Raw genomic sequence first — 17,150 nt, 5'->3', positions numbered from 1 at the left:
TACTTATTAAATATATCGTATATTTGTGAAAGATTCACCCAATTGTGAATATAATGTACGTGAGTTTAAAATTTTACCTTTTTACTGAATGTTGGTAGAATGACATTGCAATAGAGATATGGAGGGAATCATAATGTGGGAAGTATTTTTATATATTAATCCCCTATGTTCATATTGTTTAAGAGTGGAACAGGCTATAATCGACTTCACTAGAAAACATGACATCGAGACACAATATCATTTCGTAACTAACTATAACATGGCAACTATCAATGGCTACATGCACCTTAAGGGCTGCAAGATTTCCGATACCAAGACACGTAACAAAGCAACTCACGAAGTTGTTGAAGCAGCAAAACTTTATAAAGCTGCTTCCTGCCAAGGAAACAAAAAGGCACGTAACTTTTTGATGGATCTTCAAGAACAAGTAAATGTTCTAAACAATCCCTTTGATGATACCACTATCAGGACTGCAATTAACAATAGCGGACTTGATTACAAGGCCATCATGGCTGATAAAGACAGCCAATGCGTCATTCAAGGTCTTAAACGAGACCAACAGTTGTCAATGGAAATGAATATTAAAAAGGCTCCAACTGCAGTCGTCTTTGACTGTGAGAATGAGGAAAAAACCGGAATCATGATTAATGATTTTGGAGAAATCAACTCCCAAGAAGAGATTTCTTCAAACGTCAATGCTTTGCTGGAACGAGAACTTCCACAAACAGATGACGGTTATGTCGATTCTAGTACAGTGATTAGTCTGGATAAATTCAGAAGATAACAATTTATGAACTTTTACATGAGGATGTAATTGAGGATAATATAAGAACTAAGCGAATCAACCAATCGAATAAGCAACACCGATAAAATAGGTGACTTCAAGGATTAAACTTGAAATCACCTATTTTTTGTCTAGCAGTGGCTGTCGCAACAAGATATTCTTTTGTCCACATGACCTTTGCCACGCTGGAAATCGATAAATTGGTGCTGTCATACAAAATGTCTGGTTCAATAAATACGTTTCGACTGGTATTTTATGTCTTTGATAAAATTGCAATTTTACTTTCTGTGATTCAGGATCATTTTTTCGACGTATTCTTTCCAGCACTCTTTCATCCACCCTTTGTAGACAATTCGTCTTTAATTGGAAATCGCTTTTCACAAACTTTTGCCAATCATTTGCAGACAAAATTCGCTTTTGAAAATAAATTTTATTGAAGGGACCGACAAATGAAATATTATAAAAAATGAGCAACAATTCCTTTTGTGCATCTAGCATCACCAAATGATAACCTAATTTTTGATTATAGCTGATGAATTTTAAATGCTCTCGTTTCAAACGGCGATTCAAATAAGCTTGTCCTAAAATCCAAATACTCTTGATGCCTAAACTTCGATAACCTTGAACCCGTTTTTCAAACGTAGGCAAATCTAATTTTGCACATTGATATTCGAATGCTATTTTTTGATTCAAGAAAAGATCTGGAGGCTGCTTAATAATCGGCAAATAGACTTCATCTAAAATCTGTTCAAAGCCTAATTTAGTCAACTCACGATGAATAATTGCTTTGCCCTTAAAGTGTACTGCTCGTTCGTTAATTTCGTTGTGACGCTTACTTTGATGCTTGAAATAAGACTTTTTAGCCGTCTTAATTAATTTGACTTTTTGTGCACAGTGACAGCAAAGATAGCTTTGGGTCAATCGAGCTTGTTTAGCGTAAATTAATCTTCCTTTATCGTCTAAAGCAGCATACATTTTTATCACCTCAGAAAAAATTACGCAAAAAAAATAACTCATCAATCCCAATTGTATTGATGGGTTAATTTTATCTATTTATCAAAGTAATATCTTGTTAATTCCAAAGCAGTCTTTGACATAATCTCTTTACCATACTCAGACAATACAGCAGCTGTGACCTTTGTCTTAAAGCTGTATTCGCTCAGTAATGCTAAAACATCGCTATAAGTCATTTCGTGCATCTCATCTGTGAACAAGATAAGTTGTAAATAATACTTCTTATCGTATTCATAAAGATTAGAAATACCACTTTCTAAGTGTAATAAGTTAGCCAATTGGACGTAATCTTCAAAGTCTTTAAACTCGACAATAATCGTCTTGGTAGGTGTATCTGGGTCATTCAAATATGGTGCTGTGTCACTGTCATATTCGGCAGTACCCAACTTATCATCATTTAAACTATCGTCATTATCATTATTACCGACTGAATTTTGTAGCCCACTCAATGGCAATGAACCTTTACCCTCAGAATCATCACTCTTACTAATCAATAATTCCAAACCTTCCTTGTTTGGCATTATCTGGAACGTAACTGGTTCATTATTCGTAAAGACATGATCCTTATCAACTTCATCCAAAATACTGTAGAAGAACGATTCAATCTGCTTTTTATTACCAAGCAAATCTAAAACAGTTACCCCACGTTCTTGTAAATCTTCCGTACTAAGAATGACTCTGATTGTATTCTCATTAAGTCGATCCATTTCCATCATAGTCACCTCAATTCTGTATCTACATTTTAACAGTCTCAAAAACTATTTCAACTATCATATACTGAAGTTTTGAGTCATTGGACAAATATACTAAAACTTAAAATGTTAGTCAAAAATAAAGACTTATAGAATTTATAAACTATTCTCCAACGTCCAAGTTAAGGTTGTAGAATAAGTTCCACTAACAATGTTTTTCCCCGTGATATTTAAGAGTATCCCCTGATCATTTTCCCAATTGAAAGTCTTGGTCTCATTACCGATCATCCCGTCATAAATTTCCGCTGGCGATTCATCTAATGAAATCACTCTATTGTTGGCATCACGATATATCAAAGTTCCAGGCAACTGATTTTGACCATCGGCAGTTGTCAATGGATGATCCATCGAAACTGTCAAATCATATTTCACATTCGTAGTTGGATAGGAGTACTTCGTGATTGAGAGATTAGTTTTATTTTGACGATTTAGAACGCCTTGGGGAGCATTGACCGTCCCATAAGCAATGTCAGGTACCGTCATGCTAAGTTCTCGATATTCTTCTTGCTGCCACACAAAGGTCAAAACATCTTGACCACTATTCGAATACATCGCAATTATTTCATCAGTACTGAATAACTTTCCGACCGGATCATGATCTGTACCCCCACTATCAGGTGCAACTTCCTGCCATTTTGTACTAATAGCGCTGTAATTAGTATCCTGGTCCTGGAATTTCGTTCCTACAACAGGAATCGGCAAATTCATCGTACTATTCAATAAAGAATTTGGTCCTAAACTAATTTTCCACAAATTTTTATCTGAATTTAGCATTCTAGACCGATCACTATTAGCGCTCATAGTCCAATTAGATAAATCAAGTGCCTGTAAATTATCGTCTTTTTCAAACATTGATTTAAAATTCGTACATTTCTTGGGATTCCAATTTTTTAAAATATCGAGTTTTTCATAATCAGAATTGCCAAAGGCTGTTGATAAATTAGTAACATTTTCAACATCCCACTCAGCAATATTAAAATCGCTGAAATCTTGAACATCGGTATTATTAAATAATGATTGCATTTCTTTCACATTAGAGGTATCAAAATTACCGATAATTTTGGTCAAATAATTTTTATTATTGCTGAACATATTACCCATATTGGTTACTTTTGAGGTATTAAAACTAGACAAGTCTAATGTTTTAAAGCCAGTATTGCTAAACATTCCAGACATGTCAGTAACGTTTGAGGTATCAAATTTGTCCAATCCTTTTAAAACATTTTCATTGGCGGCTAAACTAACAGCAAACATATATTGCATAGTGGTAACCTTAGAAGTATCCCAAGCAGATAAATCTAAACTAGTTAATTTTGTACAATTATAAAATAAATAACTCATATCAGTTACATTAGAAGTATTCCAATTTTCAATTGCCAATTGAGTCAAACGTGTTCCCGAAAAAGTTTGTGCCATATTTTCAACTTTACTAGTATCCCAAGTATCTAAACCCTTGATTTCTGTTATTGCACTATCGTTGTAAAACAAGCTGGAAATATTTATTACATTAGACTTATTCATTTGCGACAAGTCAACATTAGTTAATTTAGAACAACTAGCAAACATCCCATTCATATTAGTTACTTTACTAGTATTCCAATTCTTAATATCATCAGTGTTTTCAATCCAGGTGCCAGAAAACATTGATTCCATATTTTCAACTTTGCTAGTGTCAAAATCAATTAATCCTTGAATATTTGCGTGACAATTATTAAAAAAAGAATTCATATTAGTGGCATTGGAAGTATCGAATTTACTTAAATCAAGTTTTCCCAGTGCACTGCATCCAGAAAACATCGAACTAAAATCAGTCACTTTACCAGTTTTAAAGTTTGAAACATCTAAATTGGTCAAAGAAGAGTCATTATTGAACATACTACCAATGTCATTCACGTTAGTGGTATCAAAATTTGAAACATCAAGCTGGGTTAGATTACTGTCATTATTAAACATTGAATTCAAGTTTTCAGCTTTAGAAGTATTCAAATTATTTAGGCCTTTAATTTCAGTTAAAGCATTCTCGGTCTTGCTACCATTAGCCATACTGAACATACTTGAAAAATCAATTACATTTTTGGTGTCAAAATTTGAGACATCGATTGAAGATAATTGATAAGCATTCATAAACATCCCTGACATGTTAATTGCACTATTAGTATCCAGTTTATCCAAACCGATTATTTGAGTTAAAGATGATGTATTTGGAGAGGTTGACATTAACTTCCTTTCAAAATAAAACATTCTATAAAAACTCTTAACATTACTAGTGTCCAAATTTGTCAAATCAATCGTCTGGACATTTGTCAGCATCGCAAACAAATTATTGGAATCAGTTGATGCGACAACGCCTGGTTCAACATAAATTTTCTTGATTAAAGCATTTGATTCAATCCAATTTCCTTGCCCAACTCCGAGTTGACCAGCATGAATCGTCAATAAACCATCGCTATCAATATCCCAGTCGCAAGTACCAAAAGTACCACTCGTACTATTAATAGCTAAAGGTTGTAAAACGGTCTTTACCATAGATTGATTTTGCAATGTTAAACTACTATTCTGATCAATTATTTGTTGAGCGTCCACATCACTATCTGCTTTAATCAAAACCGGTTTAAAAAGGATAATATTTAAACCAAAAATAAAATTTGTGAGTATAAAAACAAAACGAGGGTGTGTCTGTCTAGGACCGTGTTTATTCTCGATTTTTTTCATGATATTCCCCTACCTAAACGTTTTCATTGAGCAATTATATCGGAATAAATATCAAGTCATAATTCTTTTTATATAAAAAAATCTTGTGAAAAGTGGTTAATTGTCTAGACACATTCTGTTTGACCACAAATTCAACAAATTTGGTCATTATCTCAGCAAATTGGTAGAAAAAATCTGGTAAAAACACAAAAATCGATTCCGCTTATGATACAGGGAATCGATTTTGTCTTATTATTGTGTACTTTTTAATTTATTGCTTTTTCTTACAAAAAAAGATCACTTCCGAAAAGAAAGTGATCTGGTATATTTTAAAGTCCAGCCATTAATTGAGCCTTTTGAAGTTCCATAGTTCTGACACTTCTTGGCAAGAATCTTCTGATTTCGTCTTCATTGAATCCAACTTGGAGACGTTTGTCATCCATGATGATAGGACGTTTCAAAAGACCAGGGTTTGTTTGAACAAGGTTCAACAATTGATCAATTGTTAAATCATCCAAATCAATCTTAAGGTTTTGGAATGCCTTTGAACGTGTTGAAATAATTTCTTCTGTACCGTTCTCTGTCATTTGAAGTACTTGTTTGATTTCTTGCTTATTTAAAGGTTCGGAGTAAATGTTTCTTTCTTTGTAAGGAATGTCATGTTCTTCGAGCCAAGCCTTGGCTTTACGACATGATGTGCAACTTGGAGATGTATAAATGGTTACCATAAATAATCTCTCCTTTCCTGTGTAGTATCAAACTCTTTAAACACATTAACATTGTAACTTACTATCATAATAAAATCTATACTTTTTCAATAAAAAATTACGAATGTTTGTTCTGTTTCGGTTCAATTGTGAAAACACGTACCCGATAAACGGCTCTTTATGTAAAATTTTCACAAATTACATAAATACGACGTTATTTATTTTATTAGTTATAATCAATGTTACTTTCAATGAAAGTATTCATGTCAGTGGTTCAACTTACAGTTCTACTTCCAATCCCTTAAATGCATGGATAACAGGAACATCGCTTGCATATTTCTGTGATTGTTTTAACATAGTCTCAACATCAACTGTCTGAGGAAGATGACTAATCATCAAACGCTTGACATTAGCCTTCTTTGCCAAGGTTCCAGCTTCCTTAGTATTAAGATGAGCTTTACGACCTGTTACATCTTCAGGGAAGTTAGTATCAGCAATCAAAAGGTCGCAGTCTTTTGCAAAATCTACTAAACCATCGAAGTAAGTTGTATCAGCTGTGTAAACTAAGACCTTTCCTTCTTGATTGGTAACACGGATTGCATATGCTGGCACCGGATGAACAGTTTTTAGAAATTCAAATTTCAAATTACCGATCATCGTTGGTTCATAGTCATTATAAGCAATACCCTTTGTCGCATTTTCCACAGTTAATTGTGCAAAGTTGACAAAATCTTGAGTGTGACCATAAATTGGTAGTGGACTTTCCTTTTTAGCAGCGAGCCAATTGTACTGTAAGACACCAACGTCTGCTGTATGATCATGGTGATAATGAGATAAGACGACTTCATCTAGATCAGTTGGTTGCATGTAACTAGCAAGTGCATTTAAAACACCGCTCCCACAGTCAATCAACAAGTTCTTGCCATCATCTTGCAAGAGGTAACCGGATGTACCGATTCCCTTATAGGGATAACCACCGTAAAAACCTAAAACCGTAACTAACATAGAAAACCTCCAAAATTTATTAATTGAAAGGATTCCAATAATTATGAACATAACATTAAAACTAGGCACATATAATTTTTTAAAGAGTCAGCTAAATCCTGCTGATACTTTATTAAACCCTTTATTCCACGCTAACGCAGACCATCTTTTGATAAAAAATTTATCCACTTCTGCACAATACCGCAGTCTGACAGGAACGTACGATAAATCAAAGAATCTATATTCCTTGACTTATCTAAAATTAAATGCGGACCAAGCTAAGTTATTCGAAAACAAATTATTTAGCACCCAACAATTCTCCTTTAATTCTAACTCAACTGCTATCCTCCAAAAAAGCGAAAGTCCAAGAGAATACCTAATTATCAAAACTTTCACCGAGACGACTCAGATTAAAGATTGGCAAAAAATGCTGCAAAATGATATTCAAAAGCAAATTCAAGGAAATACTGAAGAAGACTTCGGTTTCTTCTCCAAAGCTTATTCAGTCACAGACTAAACTTTTGCTTGACGCTGCGCCATGACACTTGATAACTGATAACGCCGAATAGGCAATAAAGCACCACAAAACCTAAATAAATCAAAATAATATTTTTTGATAAATGCTTTCCAGTATTAAAAATAGCCACTGCGGTGAAAGATTGAACTAAAGCAAAGATTAACGGAATCATAAAGGTCAAGGCATTTTCTTTCTTCACGATACCTTTAATCTTGCTTTCTTCAACGCCGATTTTTTGCAGAGTCCTTAACTGATTCATCTGATGATCGTCACGCAACAAAATCCGCAAGGTCAAAACGCTGCCTAAAGCTATTAATAAGGCGACGCTAAATAATGCAACCACGAACAAGTAGAATCCTCCACCTTGAGCGAATTCTTTTTTAATATCACCCTGTCTAAGAAAACCAGTTTGCATATAAGTACTGGAAGGATATTTTGATTTAGGGTCTTTTTTTAAAACCTGAATAGTCGAATTGGCAAGCGATTTTTTAAAATTGATTTTCATAAAGTAGGCATCTCGATAACTATCAAGTTTTTCCAATTGTGATTCCTGTAATCTATCACCCTTTTTGAAGTCCCAACCGTAAAAGGTATCGTTAACTTCAGAAGGCATCTTTTGATAATAATTATCAGGAACAATCATCATTGGTCCAAAATGCATGGGACTTCCATAAGGAAAAGAGCTTCCCGTCTTAGCAGTAGCAATCAAAGGAGCATTCTTAACTTCAATATCGTGTTCCTTAAGCGTATTTTTATTAAGGATAGACGAATTGTAATCAATTTTTAGGAATTCATGCGAATTAATTTTACTATTACCTTTGCGCATTCGTTTAGGCAATGACTGATATTGCGAGTAGGACATAAATGTCATCGGTTGACGAACATAACTTTGATTTTCTTTATTATAATAAGATACTAAATTGATTTTTACATTTGTCTGATAACGACCTTTTATTTTAGCATCACTCTTTTTTAATTCCTTTTTAATCACTTTGACCGTATCCTTATTGGCGGCCAATTCAAAAGGATAATTGGAATTATAATTTTGATGAACAGCTTGATAGCCAAAGTAACAAAAAGTCAATAATGCTAAAGCAAATGCCGATACTTCAGTAACGAACCACAAAATAGAAATATTATGAAAAAGTCTTTCTTTCAAATATTTAAATGAAAAAATATTTACACCCGAATAAGCAATCGAGTGTATTTTTTGTAGCAAATTTAAGATTGATGGTAAAAAGCCAAAGTAAACTAAATAAGTCCCAAAAATATCAGCTACTAAAACAAAAAGGATTTCCATTGAAGGACGAGCTGAATAACTGATTGTATGCATATCGTAAAATAAATAAACTGAACAAATTTGCGCTGCAATCAATAGAATCAAACCAAATATACCTGCTGGTATCCTTAACCACCAACGAGTTTTAGTACTACGAGATTTCTTCTTGCGTGTCAGTATCAGCAGCGCTTTAAAAGCATTAATAAAACTCAGAATCAAAGTCGAAAAGAAGAATAGTCGTACAATTAAAAACAAATCATTCAGACTGATCGACATCTCGAAATTGACTCTTACATGCATTAAGAAAAGTAACAACATCCCCATAAATTTTTGGAAAATAATAGTTAAACTTAAGCCAATAATCCAAGCGATTGCTTGTACAAATGCCGTTTGAAAAAAACTAATGGCAACTATTACCCAATCTTGCATCCCCAATTTTTCAAAGGTCAAAAATTCATTGCGCTGTTGTTTTATAAAAAAACCACCCACATAAACCATGTAGATAAAAGCAAAGAAAGCAAAAATAACACCAGACGCTTTCACGAGATCATTTAAATAAACTAAGGCTTTGCCTAATGATGGATTGTCGCCCAACGAAAGCAAAATTCCGAAAACGCCGATGGCAAAACTGCATGCCAAAATATAAATCAAATAGCTATCACGCATATTGTACAGACTGCGTTTAATTATTTTGCGATACATTAAAGTAACTACCCCCTCCAATAGTGCGCTGCATATTGATGATTTGTTCAAAGAATTGGTCCCGGTTTCCCGGATTGACTATCTCTGAAAAAATCACGCCATCCTTTATAAAGACAACGCGACTGCAATAACTAGCTGTAAAGGCATCGTGCGTTGCCATTAAAATAGTTGTTTTTTCGCGTTGATTGACCAATTGCATATAATTCAATAAAATAGTCGCTGATTTAGAATCAAGACTTCCTGTTGGCTCGTCCGCAAATAATATTTCAGGACGATTGATTAAAGCCCGGGCTGCCGCCACAATCTGTCTTTGGCCTAACGAAAGCTCATCGATATTTCGATTGCTTAAATTTTCAATATTCAATAAATGCATCATATAGTTAAAACGTTCTTCAATCAGTTTCTTGTTGGCCCGACTCAAGGCTAAAGGCAAAATAACATTTTCCTTAACATTCAGTGAATCGAGCAATTCAAAACTCTGATAAATAAAGCCCATTTTCTTGCGCCGATATTTAGCTTGTTGATGATCATGCATCTGCGTAATATCTTGACCATCAATCAAAATCTCTCCATGATCTGGTCTTGCATTGGTGGAAAGCATATTCAAAAGCGTCGTCTTACCGGCTCCTGATGGGCCCATGATACCGAGGAACTCGCCATGATCGACTTTTAAACTGAAATCCTTGATAGCATGAACGGTGCTTCTTTTCTTTCCAAAATCCTTTGAGATATTCTTTACAACAATTTGCATGGTAATTTCTCCATTAATAAATAATTATTGTTATCATACTAATATACATAGTGTCTTTATTCTAGCACGGAGGGAATTTTAATATGGCTAAAATTATGATTATTGAAGATGACCAATCCATCTCCAAATTAATCAGCGAAAATCTTGCCAAATGGCAAATCGACTCTTACATCACGACTGATTTCAACAACATCATCGAACAATTTAATGACTATCAACCTGACTTAGTTTTACTCGACATCAATTTACCTGTTTATGACGGCTACTATTGGAACCAAGAGATTAGAAAAATTTCTAAGATTCCTATCATTATTATCTCATCACGCAATTCAAACATGGATCAAATCATGTCGATGAACATGGGAGCAGATGATTTTGTCGAGAAGCCTTTTTCAATCGACATCTTGATTGCTAAAATCAATGCTCTTTTACGTCGAACTTACGATTTCACTAAGAATACCAGCGACATCATCGAATACAACGGTTTGAAACTGAACTTATCCAGCGGCAATGTTGAAATCGGCAATAATAAAATTGACCTTTCAAAAAATGAGTACAAGTTGCTGCAGCGCTTATTAAAAGATAAAGGTAAAATCGTCACGCGTGAACAATTGCTAAACTTCATGTGGGACGATGAACGTTTCGTCGATGACAATACTTTGACCGTTAACATCAATCGCCTCAGAAGCAAGATTGAAAAATACGGTCTCAAAAATTACATCGTGACTAAAGTCGGACAAGGATACATTATTCCTTAACGAGGTAAATTATGACAATTTTTAAATACTTGCGTGACCACATCTACTCTATCCTGATTGTTTTAATTGGGATGACTTTTGTTGAACTAGTCTTATTTCTCGACCCTCGAGTTCACTTTCATATCGGTACCTTGATTTATTCTTGGATTTTAGCGGTCATCTTTTTAATTGCCAATTTACTGATTTCTTACAATCATAAAAAGAATTGGTATGAGCAACTGACTAATTATCAAGAGGACCTTTCAAAAGAATTAGCCGGTGCTCAAAACAATGAGCAACGATTCATTCAAAGCAAAATCAATAATATTTCGTTAGAATACCGCAACGAATTGACTAAACTCTATCAAAATCAAAAAGACCAACGTGAATACACTGAATCCTGGGTACATGATATTAAAGTTCCTCTAGTTGCTTTGAAATTGTCGCAAGATAACCAGTTAGATAAGGCCTTGATTTCTGAGGAACTGGACCAAATCGATTACCTAGTCGACCAAGCACTCTACTTTGCTCGTTTAAATAATTTTTCCAATGACTATCTGATTAAAGAACAGGACTTAAACGACATTGTTAAGGCTTGTATCCGATCCAACAAACGCCTCTTCATTAGCAAACGTATCGGGATTGATTTTGATATTACCGATAAAAAGGTTTTGACTGATGAAAAGTGGCTGAGTTTTATTATCAATCAAATTATTTCTAATAGTTTGAAATATACTGATACTGGTGGAAAAATCACTATTTTCACAGATATGAAAGACAACAATATTCAACTTCATATTAAAGATAATGGGGTTGGAATTATTGATACAGATATTAGTCGTATCTTTAACAAAGGATTTACAGGTAAGAATGGTCGCCAATCCGGCAGCAAATCCACTGGTATGGGACTTTATCTTGTCAAAAATATGGTTGATAAACTTGGCCACACGATTTCCGTCAAATCAAAAATTAATGAAGGAACCGAATTCATCATTACCTTCTTGGATTTACCTTATTACAAGTAAAAGAGAGCTGCAGCAATCATTTTTGATTACTTGCAGCTCTCTTTTACTATCTATTTAATAATTCATAACTGATTCTAATTCCGTTATAAAAATTCTTTTCCGTAATATTTTCGTTAAAGTCGTGATTATGCTCATCTGAATTGGCATAAGGAATCGTAAAGACGGGAACTTTTAAAATATCTTTCCAAACGTAATTAGGAACAGAACCAGGCATTGCTGGCTCAATATAAACTTTTCCAGTGGCTCGTTTAATAGCTTGGAAGAGCTGATTAATCTGTTCGTCAGGTGCTTTTGTCTTCTCTGGAGGCAATTGGCCTAAGGTCTTAACTTCTAACTTATTGGTCGTAATTTCATCACTGAAAATTTCAAATAAATCAGTTTTTATTTGATTGATATCTTGCTGACCCACTAAACGGCAATCGACTTTTAGCATTGCTTGATGAGGGATGCTCGTCTTAATGCCTTTGCCCAAGTAACCAGCTTTAAAACTAGAGATATTAAATGTTGGTTTAAACATCAAATTGCGATAATAAGTTTCCTGATCCATATCTAATTCATTTATACCAGCTTGTTGCATAATTTGCTTTTTATCAAATGGCAATAATTTAATCCAGGCTAATTCTTGCTTGGTAGGCTCAGTTACTCCGTCATAAAAATGGGGTAATTTCACTAAGCCATTTTTCGAGTCATAAATTTTATCCAAAAAGTTTAATAATTGTGTCACAGAATTTTCCATCACATTGCCTAAACTTCCGGAGTGATTATCGTGGGTCGCAGTTTTTGAAATTAATTCAAAACTAAAGACGCCACGATTTCCTAATCTTAAAACGTTAGTACCGTCAGGGTTAGCTGATCCATCAACGACAATGGCTGTATTGACTTGCGACAATTTAGTGTTTTTTAATTTTTCAATGGTTGGAGCAAGATTAGGACTGCCTTGCTCTTCTTCGCCTTCAATGAACAAAGTTATATTGAAGGGTAAACTTTCATGAGTTTGCAAGTAGGTATAGATTCCCAAAATTTGTGCTAATAATTGTCCCTTATTGTCACCTGCGCCACGAGCTACAAACCGCCCATTAGTTTTTGTTAATTTAAATGGATCTGATGACCAAGAATTCAAATCGCCTGGTTCCATGACATCATAATGTCCGTAAAACAAAACATTTTCATCGCTTTTACCAGCTAATTTAGCCAAAATTATTGGATGTCCAGCAGTCTTTATAACTTCAATTTGAGCTTTCAATAATTTCTTTAATAATTTTTCTAAAAAATCAACTGTCTCGTCGATTCCTTCACCGGTGACGCTGAGGCTTTTTAAACCAATAAATTCTTTAAAAATATTTTCAAATTCTGTTTGATGTTGCTCAATAAATTCTTCTCTACTCAAATTACCGCTTCCCATCGTGAATTTAATGACTAGTCTAAACCTCATTTTTTAGGAAATCAAAAATAGCCTTAATAATCAATCTCCGATTATTAAGACTATGAAAAGTTGACCATATTGGTCTATTCGCAATATATGCTTAATTCTTTTTCCATCTCATCCAGTGAAATATCCTGTGGATTCTCCTTGAATTCTCTCACAGCTCTTTCATAGAGTTGATCGTCAATATCGTCTTCAATTTTCTCGACAGCTATTGAACGAAGAAAAGACGAGACACTCATATTTTTTGACTTAGCGTAATTTTTAATTAGCTTTTCGTCATGACCATCCAAATATAAAGAAATTGTTGCCATCTTTTCGTCACCTGCCCTTTATCAGATACAGTTTATTATGTCGAACAGCTTTTTTCAATAGTTATCCATTTCACAATTCAAAATTATATAAAAAATATTCTGTCATTTGATAACAGAATATTTAAAATAAAAATTTACATTTTTAGAGTCAACGCATTTAACGCAACAACAACCGTTGACAACGACATAATGATTGCTCCGACAGCAGGACTAAGAATAAATCCAATTCCGGCTAAGATACCGGCAGCCAGTGGCAAGGCAATGATATTGTAACCAGCACCCCACCAGAGGTTTTCGACTGTCTTTCGATAAGTATGTTGTGACAATTTCAAGAATTTGATGATATCGAATGGATCACTGTTATAAAGAATTACATCAGCAGAATCAATTGCGACATCAGTTCCGGCACCGATAGCAACACCAATTGTAGCAGCCGCCAAACTAGGTGCATCGTTGATACCATCACCAACCATCATTACATGGTGACCATCATTTTCTAATTGTTTAATCACTTTATTTTTATCTTCGGGCAATAATTCAGCTCTAAATTCATCAATACCCATCTGTTTAGCCATAGTGGCAGCGGCATCCTTATTATCACCTGTCAACATGATTGGAGTAATGTTTCTTGATTTTAGTTCTTTAATGAATTCAACGGTATTTTCTTTAATTCGATCACCTAAGGCAACAAATCCGATGACTTCTTTATTGACGACTAAATAACTAATTGTATTACCTTTGTCAAGATATGTTTGAACATCTTTGCTATCTAATTTAATATCATTTTCATTAAGATACTTCATATTAACTAAATAATAATCATCGCTATTAAGTTTGGCACTCATTCCGTAACCTTTGAGAGCTTGAGTATCATCAAATTTAGTCAATGAAACTTTCTTATCTTTTGCATATGCGACGACACTATTGGCAATGGGATGACTCGAACCACTTTCGATTCCAGCAATCAAAGACAATAACTTATCTTTATCTGTTGATTTTCCAATTGTTTCCAAACCATTAACCGTAAACTTACCTTCTGTCAGAGTTCCAGTTTTATCCATTGCAATGTAATCAATCTTACGACTATTTTCCATAGCTTGGTTATCACGAATAATTAAACCATTTGTAGCAGCGATGGAAGTACTACGTGACATTACTAGAGGAATTGCTAGACCTAAAGCATGTGGACAAGCGATTACTAGAACCGCCACTAATCTATTCAAAGCTGTACTCATGTCGCCAACGATCAACCAATAAACAAAAGCAATGATTCCGACCGTTAAGGCAGCGTAGAACAACCAACTTGATACTTTATCAGCCAATAATTGCGTCTTAGAACGATTGTTTTGTGCATCTGAGACCAACTGACTGATTTGTGATAAATAGCCTTCATCGGACGATTTATCGACTTTTACGCGAATAGTACCTTCACCATTAATTGAGCCACCAACAACCTCACTGTCGACGCCTTTTTTAACGGCTTTTGATTCACCCGTAATCAATGATTCATTGATATAGCTTTCGCCTTTTACGATATGTCCATCAAGTGGAATTGACTCACCGGCACGGATTTCTACGACATTATCTTTTTTAACGTTAGAAATATCTTTGTCGACTGTTTCATCGCCCTCAACAATATGAACTTGATCAGGAACTAATGAAGCAATTTTTTGAAGCGCATTGCCGGCATTCATTGTTGATTTCATTTCAATCCAGTGACCTAATAACATAATGACGATTAAGGAAGCAAGTTCCCAGAAGAAGTCATTGATATGGTTATTTGACTGAACTAAATCATTCATAACAAAAGCGTACAAACTGTAAATATAAGCCACACTGATACCCATGGTAATAAGGGTCATCATGGCAGGCTTTTTCGAAGCTAACTCACCTTTAGCTCCACTTAAAAATGGTTTCCCGCCGTAGAAATACAAAATCGTACTTAAAATCAAAACGATCCAATCTGAACCGGGGAACTGGACTTGAAATGGTAGGTGCAAGCCCATAAAAGGTGAAAAAATAAACACTGGTATTGCTAAAACAAGCGAAACCCAAAACTTTTGTTTCAGATCCCCCATGTCCATCATATGGCCACCATGCATCATCATGTGGCCACCTCCGGACATATTCATACTAGACATATCTGAATCTGAATCCATGTCCATGTGGTTAGAATCTTTCATATCCATATTCTTCATATCTTCATCCTTCATTTCAAATCTGCCTCCAAACAATTGCATTCAACTTCATCGGGTGCTGATTTTTCTTTTTGGGTTAAAGTTTTAATAATCAATGAAATATCATCCTTTGATATCTCTGAATTTTCAACCAAATCATTGATTGCTTGACCCTTCTTCATACAACAAAGATTATCAAACAAGTTACTAACGCTTTGATGTATGGCCGTACTTTCAGGAATCAATGGCTTATAAACATATGGACGCGCTTTCTCATCAGCCTGCAAGAAATCTTTCTTTTGCAAACGGACAATTAAAGTCTTAATCGTAGCAGCTTTCCAACTAGTTTTTTTCTCTAAAATCTCAATGACTTGTTTACTAGTAGCCTGTCCTAACGTCCAAATGATCCTCATTACTTGCCATTCAGCCTTACTCATTGTTTCAACCTCTGACATCTCTTCGTCCTCCTTGGTTTACATGTGTAATCCTTATCAACAGAACACAGTTTACAACCGTAAACGTAAGATGTAAAGTTTTAACTCTCGAAACTATTTTTCGTGTCTAATTAATTAATCTGGAATTTCCCTCGCTTAGATTATAACAATTCCTATCGTATATATCCTTTATAAACTCTTGGCCAAAAAAATACCCTATGATTTGGAATAATTCCATTCATAGGATAAGACTTATTCAAAAAGCTATTAACTAACCTTCAAATCGAGTACTCTTCAATTATATTTATTTACTAATTTACATGCTTAATAGGAATCGCACTTTCCTGAGGTTTATATTGCATAAAAAATTTGATTCCATGGATTTTTCGATAATAATTCCAATCCATATTACGGACCCACAATCTTGTATTTTTGTCCAAAACACTTGAGACCATCACTTTGGAATGGCAAAACGGATAAATAACTATTAACAATAATGATAACAAATATCCCTTAGCAAAAAACAAGAAGCCAATAATCATCACAAGCGTCATAACATCTAAAACTGTAATTCTTCGATAATATGATTTTGATTGATCCAAAGTTTGCATGGAAATCTCCCCTTTTTCCCCTGAATGTCTTCATTATATTATTTAAATTTAATCCATGTTCCCCTTTTAGAAAAATTTAACCATTAATTTTAAATTATTTGTAAATTCCGGAAATAAAAAAGGCTGTACGATAAATAAAGTTGATAGGTATTTTGCCATCAACTTTATTTTTGTATACCATTTATTAGTAATAACCATTTAAGAACACCAAAAAAGGACACCATTCATGCCCTTTAGATGTTCGACCC

General features: G+C 34.3%; 16 protein-coding genes. 4 read left to right on the top strand and 12 right to left on the bottom strand.

Features of this window, described 5'->3' with window-relative positions:
• Window positions 1–133: 133 nt before the first annotated feature.
• Window positions 134–784 carry a DsbA family protein gene (locus FHL05_RS01900; RefSeq protein WP_153385261.1) on the top strand — a complete coding sequence of 217 codons (651 nt, stop codon included), beginning with the start codon at window positions 134–136 and terminating at the stop codon, window positions 782–784.
• Window positions 785–904: 120 nt separating this feature from the next.
• On the opposite strand, the gene FHL05_RS01895 is transcribed toward FHL05_RS01900, so the two are convergent.
• The 5 genes from FHL05_RS01895 to FHL05_RS01875 form a co-directional block, all read right to left on the bottom strand.
• Window positions 905–1,759 (bottom strand): competence protein CoiA, encoded by an 855-nt coding sequence (locus FHL05_RS01895; RefSeq protein WP_162000162.1) that lies wholly within the window; start codon window positions 1,757–1,759, stop codon window positions 905–907.
• 74 nt (window positions 1,760–1,833) lie between these two features.
• Entirely contained in the window at window positions 1,834–2,511 is a 678-nt protein-coding gene (locus FHL05_RS01890) for an adaptor protein MecA (RefSeq protein WP_153385277.1), read from the bottom strand.
• 135 nt (window positions 2,512–2,646) lie between these two features.
• Window positions 2,647–5,262 (bottom strand): BspA family leucine-rich repeat surface protein, encoded by a 2,616-nt coding sequence (locus FHL05_RS01885; RefSeq protein ID WP_153521905.1) that lies wholly within the window; start codon window positions 5,260–5,262, stop codon window positions 2,647–2,649.
• 308 nt (window positions 5,263–5,570) lie between these two features.
• Window positions 5,571–5,969: a transcriptional regulator SpxA gene (gene spxA / locus FHL05_RS01880; protein WP_153385264.1), complete on the bottom strand. Its 399-nt coding sequence runs from the start codon at window positions 5,967–5,969 to the stop codon at window positions 5,571–5,573.
• Window positions 5,970–6,227: 258 nt separating this feature from the next.
• The gene (locus FHL05_RS01875; protein ID WP_153385265.1) at window positions 6,228–6,953 is read right to left on the bottom strand and encodes an MBL fold metallo-hydrolase; all 726 of its coding nucleotides are present in this window, start codon (window positions 6,951–6,953) and stop codon (window positions 6,228–6,230) included.
• A 43-nt stretch (window positions 6,954–6,996) separates the two neighbouring features.
• Here FHL05_RS01875 and FHL05_RS01870 point away from each other — a divergent pair, with 43 nt between their 5' ends.
• Window positions 6,997–7,449 (top strand): hypothetical protein, encoded by a 453-nt coding sequence (locus FHL05_RS01870; RefSeq protein WP_153385266.1) that lies wholly within the window; start codon window positions 6,997–6,999, stop codon window positions 7,447–7,449.
• On the opposite strand, the gene FHL05_RS01865 is transcribed toward FHL05_RS01870, so the two are convergent.
• Together FHL05_RS01865 and FHL05_RS01860 are read right to left on the bottom strand one after the other, a co-directional pair.
• Window positions 7,439–9,430, bottom strand: coding sequence for an ABC transporter permease (locus FHL05_RS01865; protein WP_153385267.1), 1,992 nt, complete (start codon window positions 9,428–9,430; stop codon window positions 7,439–7,441). The genes FHL05_RS01870 and FHL05_RS01865 overlap by 11 nt on opposite strands.
• Window positions 9,411–10,187: an ATP-binding cassette domain-containing protein gene (locus FHL05_RS01860; RefSeq protein WP_162000167.1), complete on the bottom strand. Its 777-nt coding sequence runs from the start codon at window positions 10,185–10,187 to the stop codon at window positions 9,411–9,413. The genes FHL05_RS01865 and FHL05_RS01860 overlap by 20 nt, the downstream gene beginning before the upstream one ends.
• Before the next feature lie 77 nt (window positions 10,188–10,264).
• Here FHL05_RS01860 and FHL05_RS01855 point away from each other — a divergent pair, with 77 nt between their 5' ends.
• Both FHL05_RS01855 and FHL05_RS01850 read left to right on the top strand, forming a co-directional pair.
• Window positions 10,265–10,939 (top strand): response regulator transcription factor, encoded by a 675-nt coding sequence (locus tag FHL05_RS01855; RefSeq protein ID WP_153385269.1) that lies wholly within the window; start codon window positions 10,265–10,267, stop codon window positions 10,937–10,939.
• Between the two features lie 11 nt (window positions 10,940–10,950).
• Window positions 10,951–11,943: a sensor histidine kinase gene (locus FHL05_RS01850; protein ID WP_153521903.1), complete on the top strand. Its 993-nt coding sequence runs from the start codon at window positions 10,951–10,953 to the stop codon at window positions 11,941–11,943.
• Window positions 11,944–11,989: 46 nt separating this feature from the next.
• Here the strand turns inward: FHL05_RS01850 and FHL05_RS01845 are convergent, their stop codons facing one another.
• The 5 genes from FHL05_RS01845 to FHL05_RS01825 form a co-directional block, all read right to left on the bottom strand.
• Entirely contained in the window at window positions 11,990–13,330 is a 1,341-nt protein-coding gene (locus FHL05_RS01845) for a M20/M25/M40 family metallo-hydrolase (protein WP_162000161.1), read from the bottom strand.
• Between the two features lie 119 nt (window positions 13,331–13,449).
• Window positions 13,450–13,680: a type II toxin-antitoxin system RelB family antitoxin gene (gene relB / locus FHL05_RS01840; protein WP_153386732.1), complete on the bottom strand. Its 231-nt coding sequence runs from the start codon at window positions 13,678–13,680 to the stop codon at window positions 13,450–13,452.
• Window positions 13,681–13,814: 134 nt separating this feature from the next.
• Window positions 13,815–15,893 carry a heavy metal translocating P-type ATPase gene (locus tag FHL05_RS01835; RefSeq protein WP_238334030.1) on the bottom strand — a complete coding sequence of 693 codons (2,079 nt, stop codon included), beginning with the start codon at window positions 15,891–15,893 and terminating at the stop codon, window positions 13,815–13,817.
• Window positions 15,890–16,312, bottom strand: coding sequence for a CopY/TcrY family copper transport repressor (locus FHL05_RS01830; RefSeq protein ID WP_153386730.1), 423 nt, complete (start codon window positions 16,310–16,312; stop codon window positions 15,890–15,892). Before FHL05_RS01830 ends, FHL05_RS01835 begins: the two co-directional genes overlap by 4 nt.
• Before the next feature lie 290 nt (window positions 16,313–16,602).
• Complete coding sequence (locus FHL05_RS01825; RefSeq protein WP_153386728.1) at window positions 16,603–16,902, bottom strand: hypothetical protein; 300 nt, start codon at window positions 16,900–16,902, stop codon at window positions 16,603–16,605.
• Window positions 16,903–17,150: the final 248 nt, after the last annotated feature.

It is taken from the genome of Companilactobacillus halodurans, from assembly GCF_009600995.1.
GTDB classification, from domain to species: Bacteria; Bacillota; Bacilli; order Lactobacillales; family Lactobacillaceae; genus Companilactobacillus; species Companilactobacillus halodurans.
Note: the sequence above shows the minus strand (reverse complement) of the source record. Positions and strands in the feature narration are given on the sequence as shown.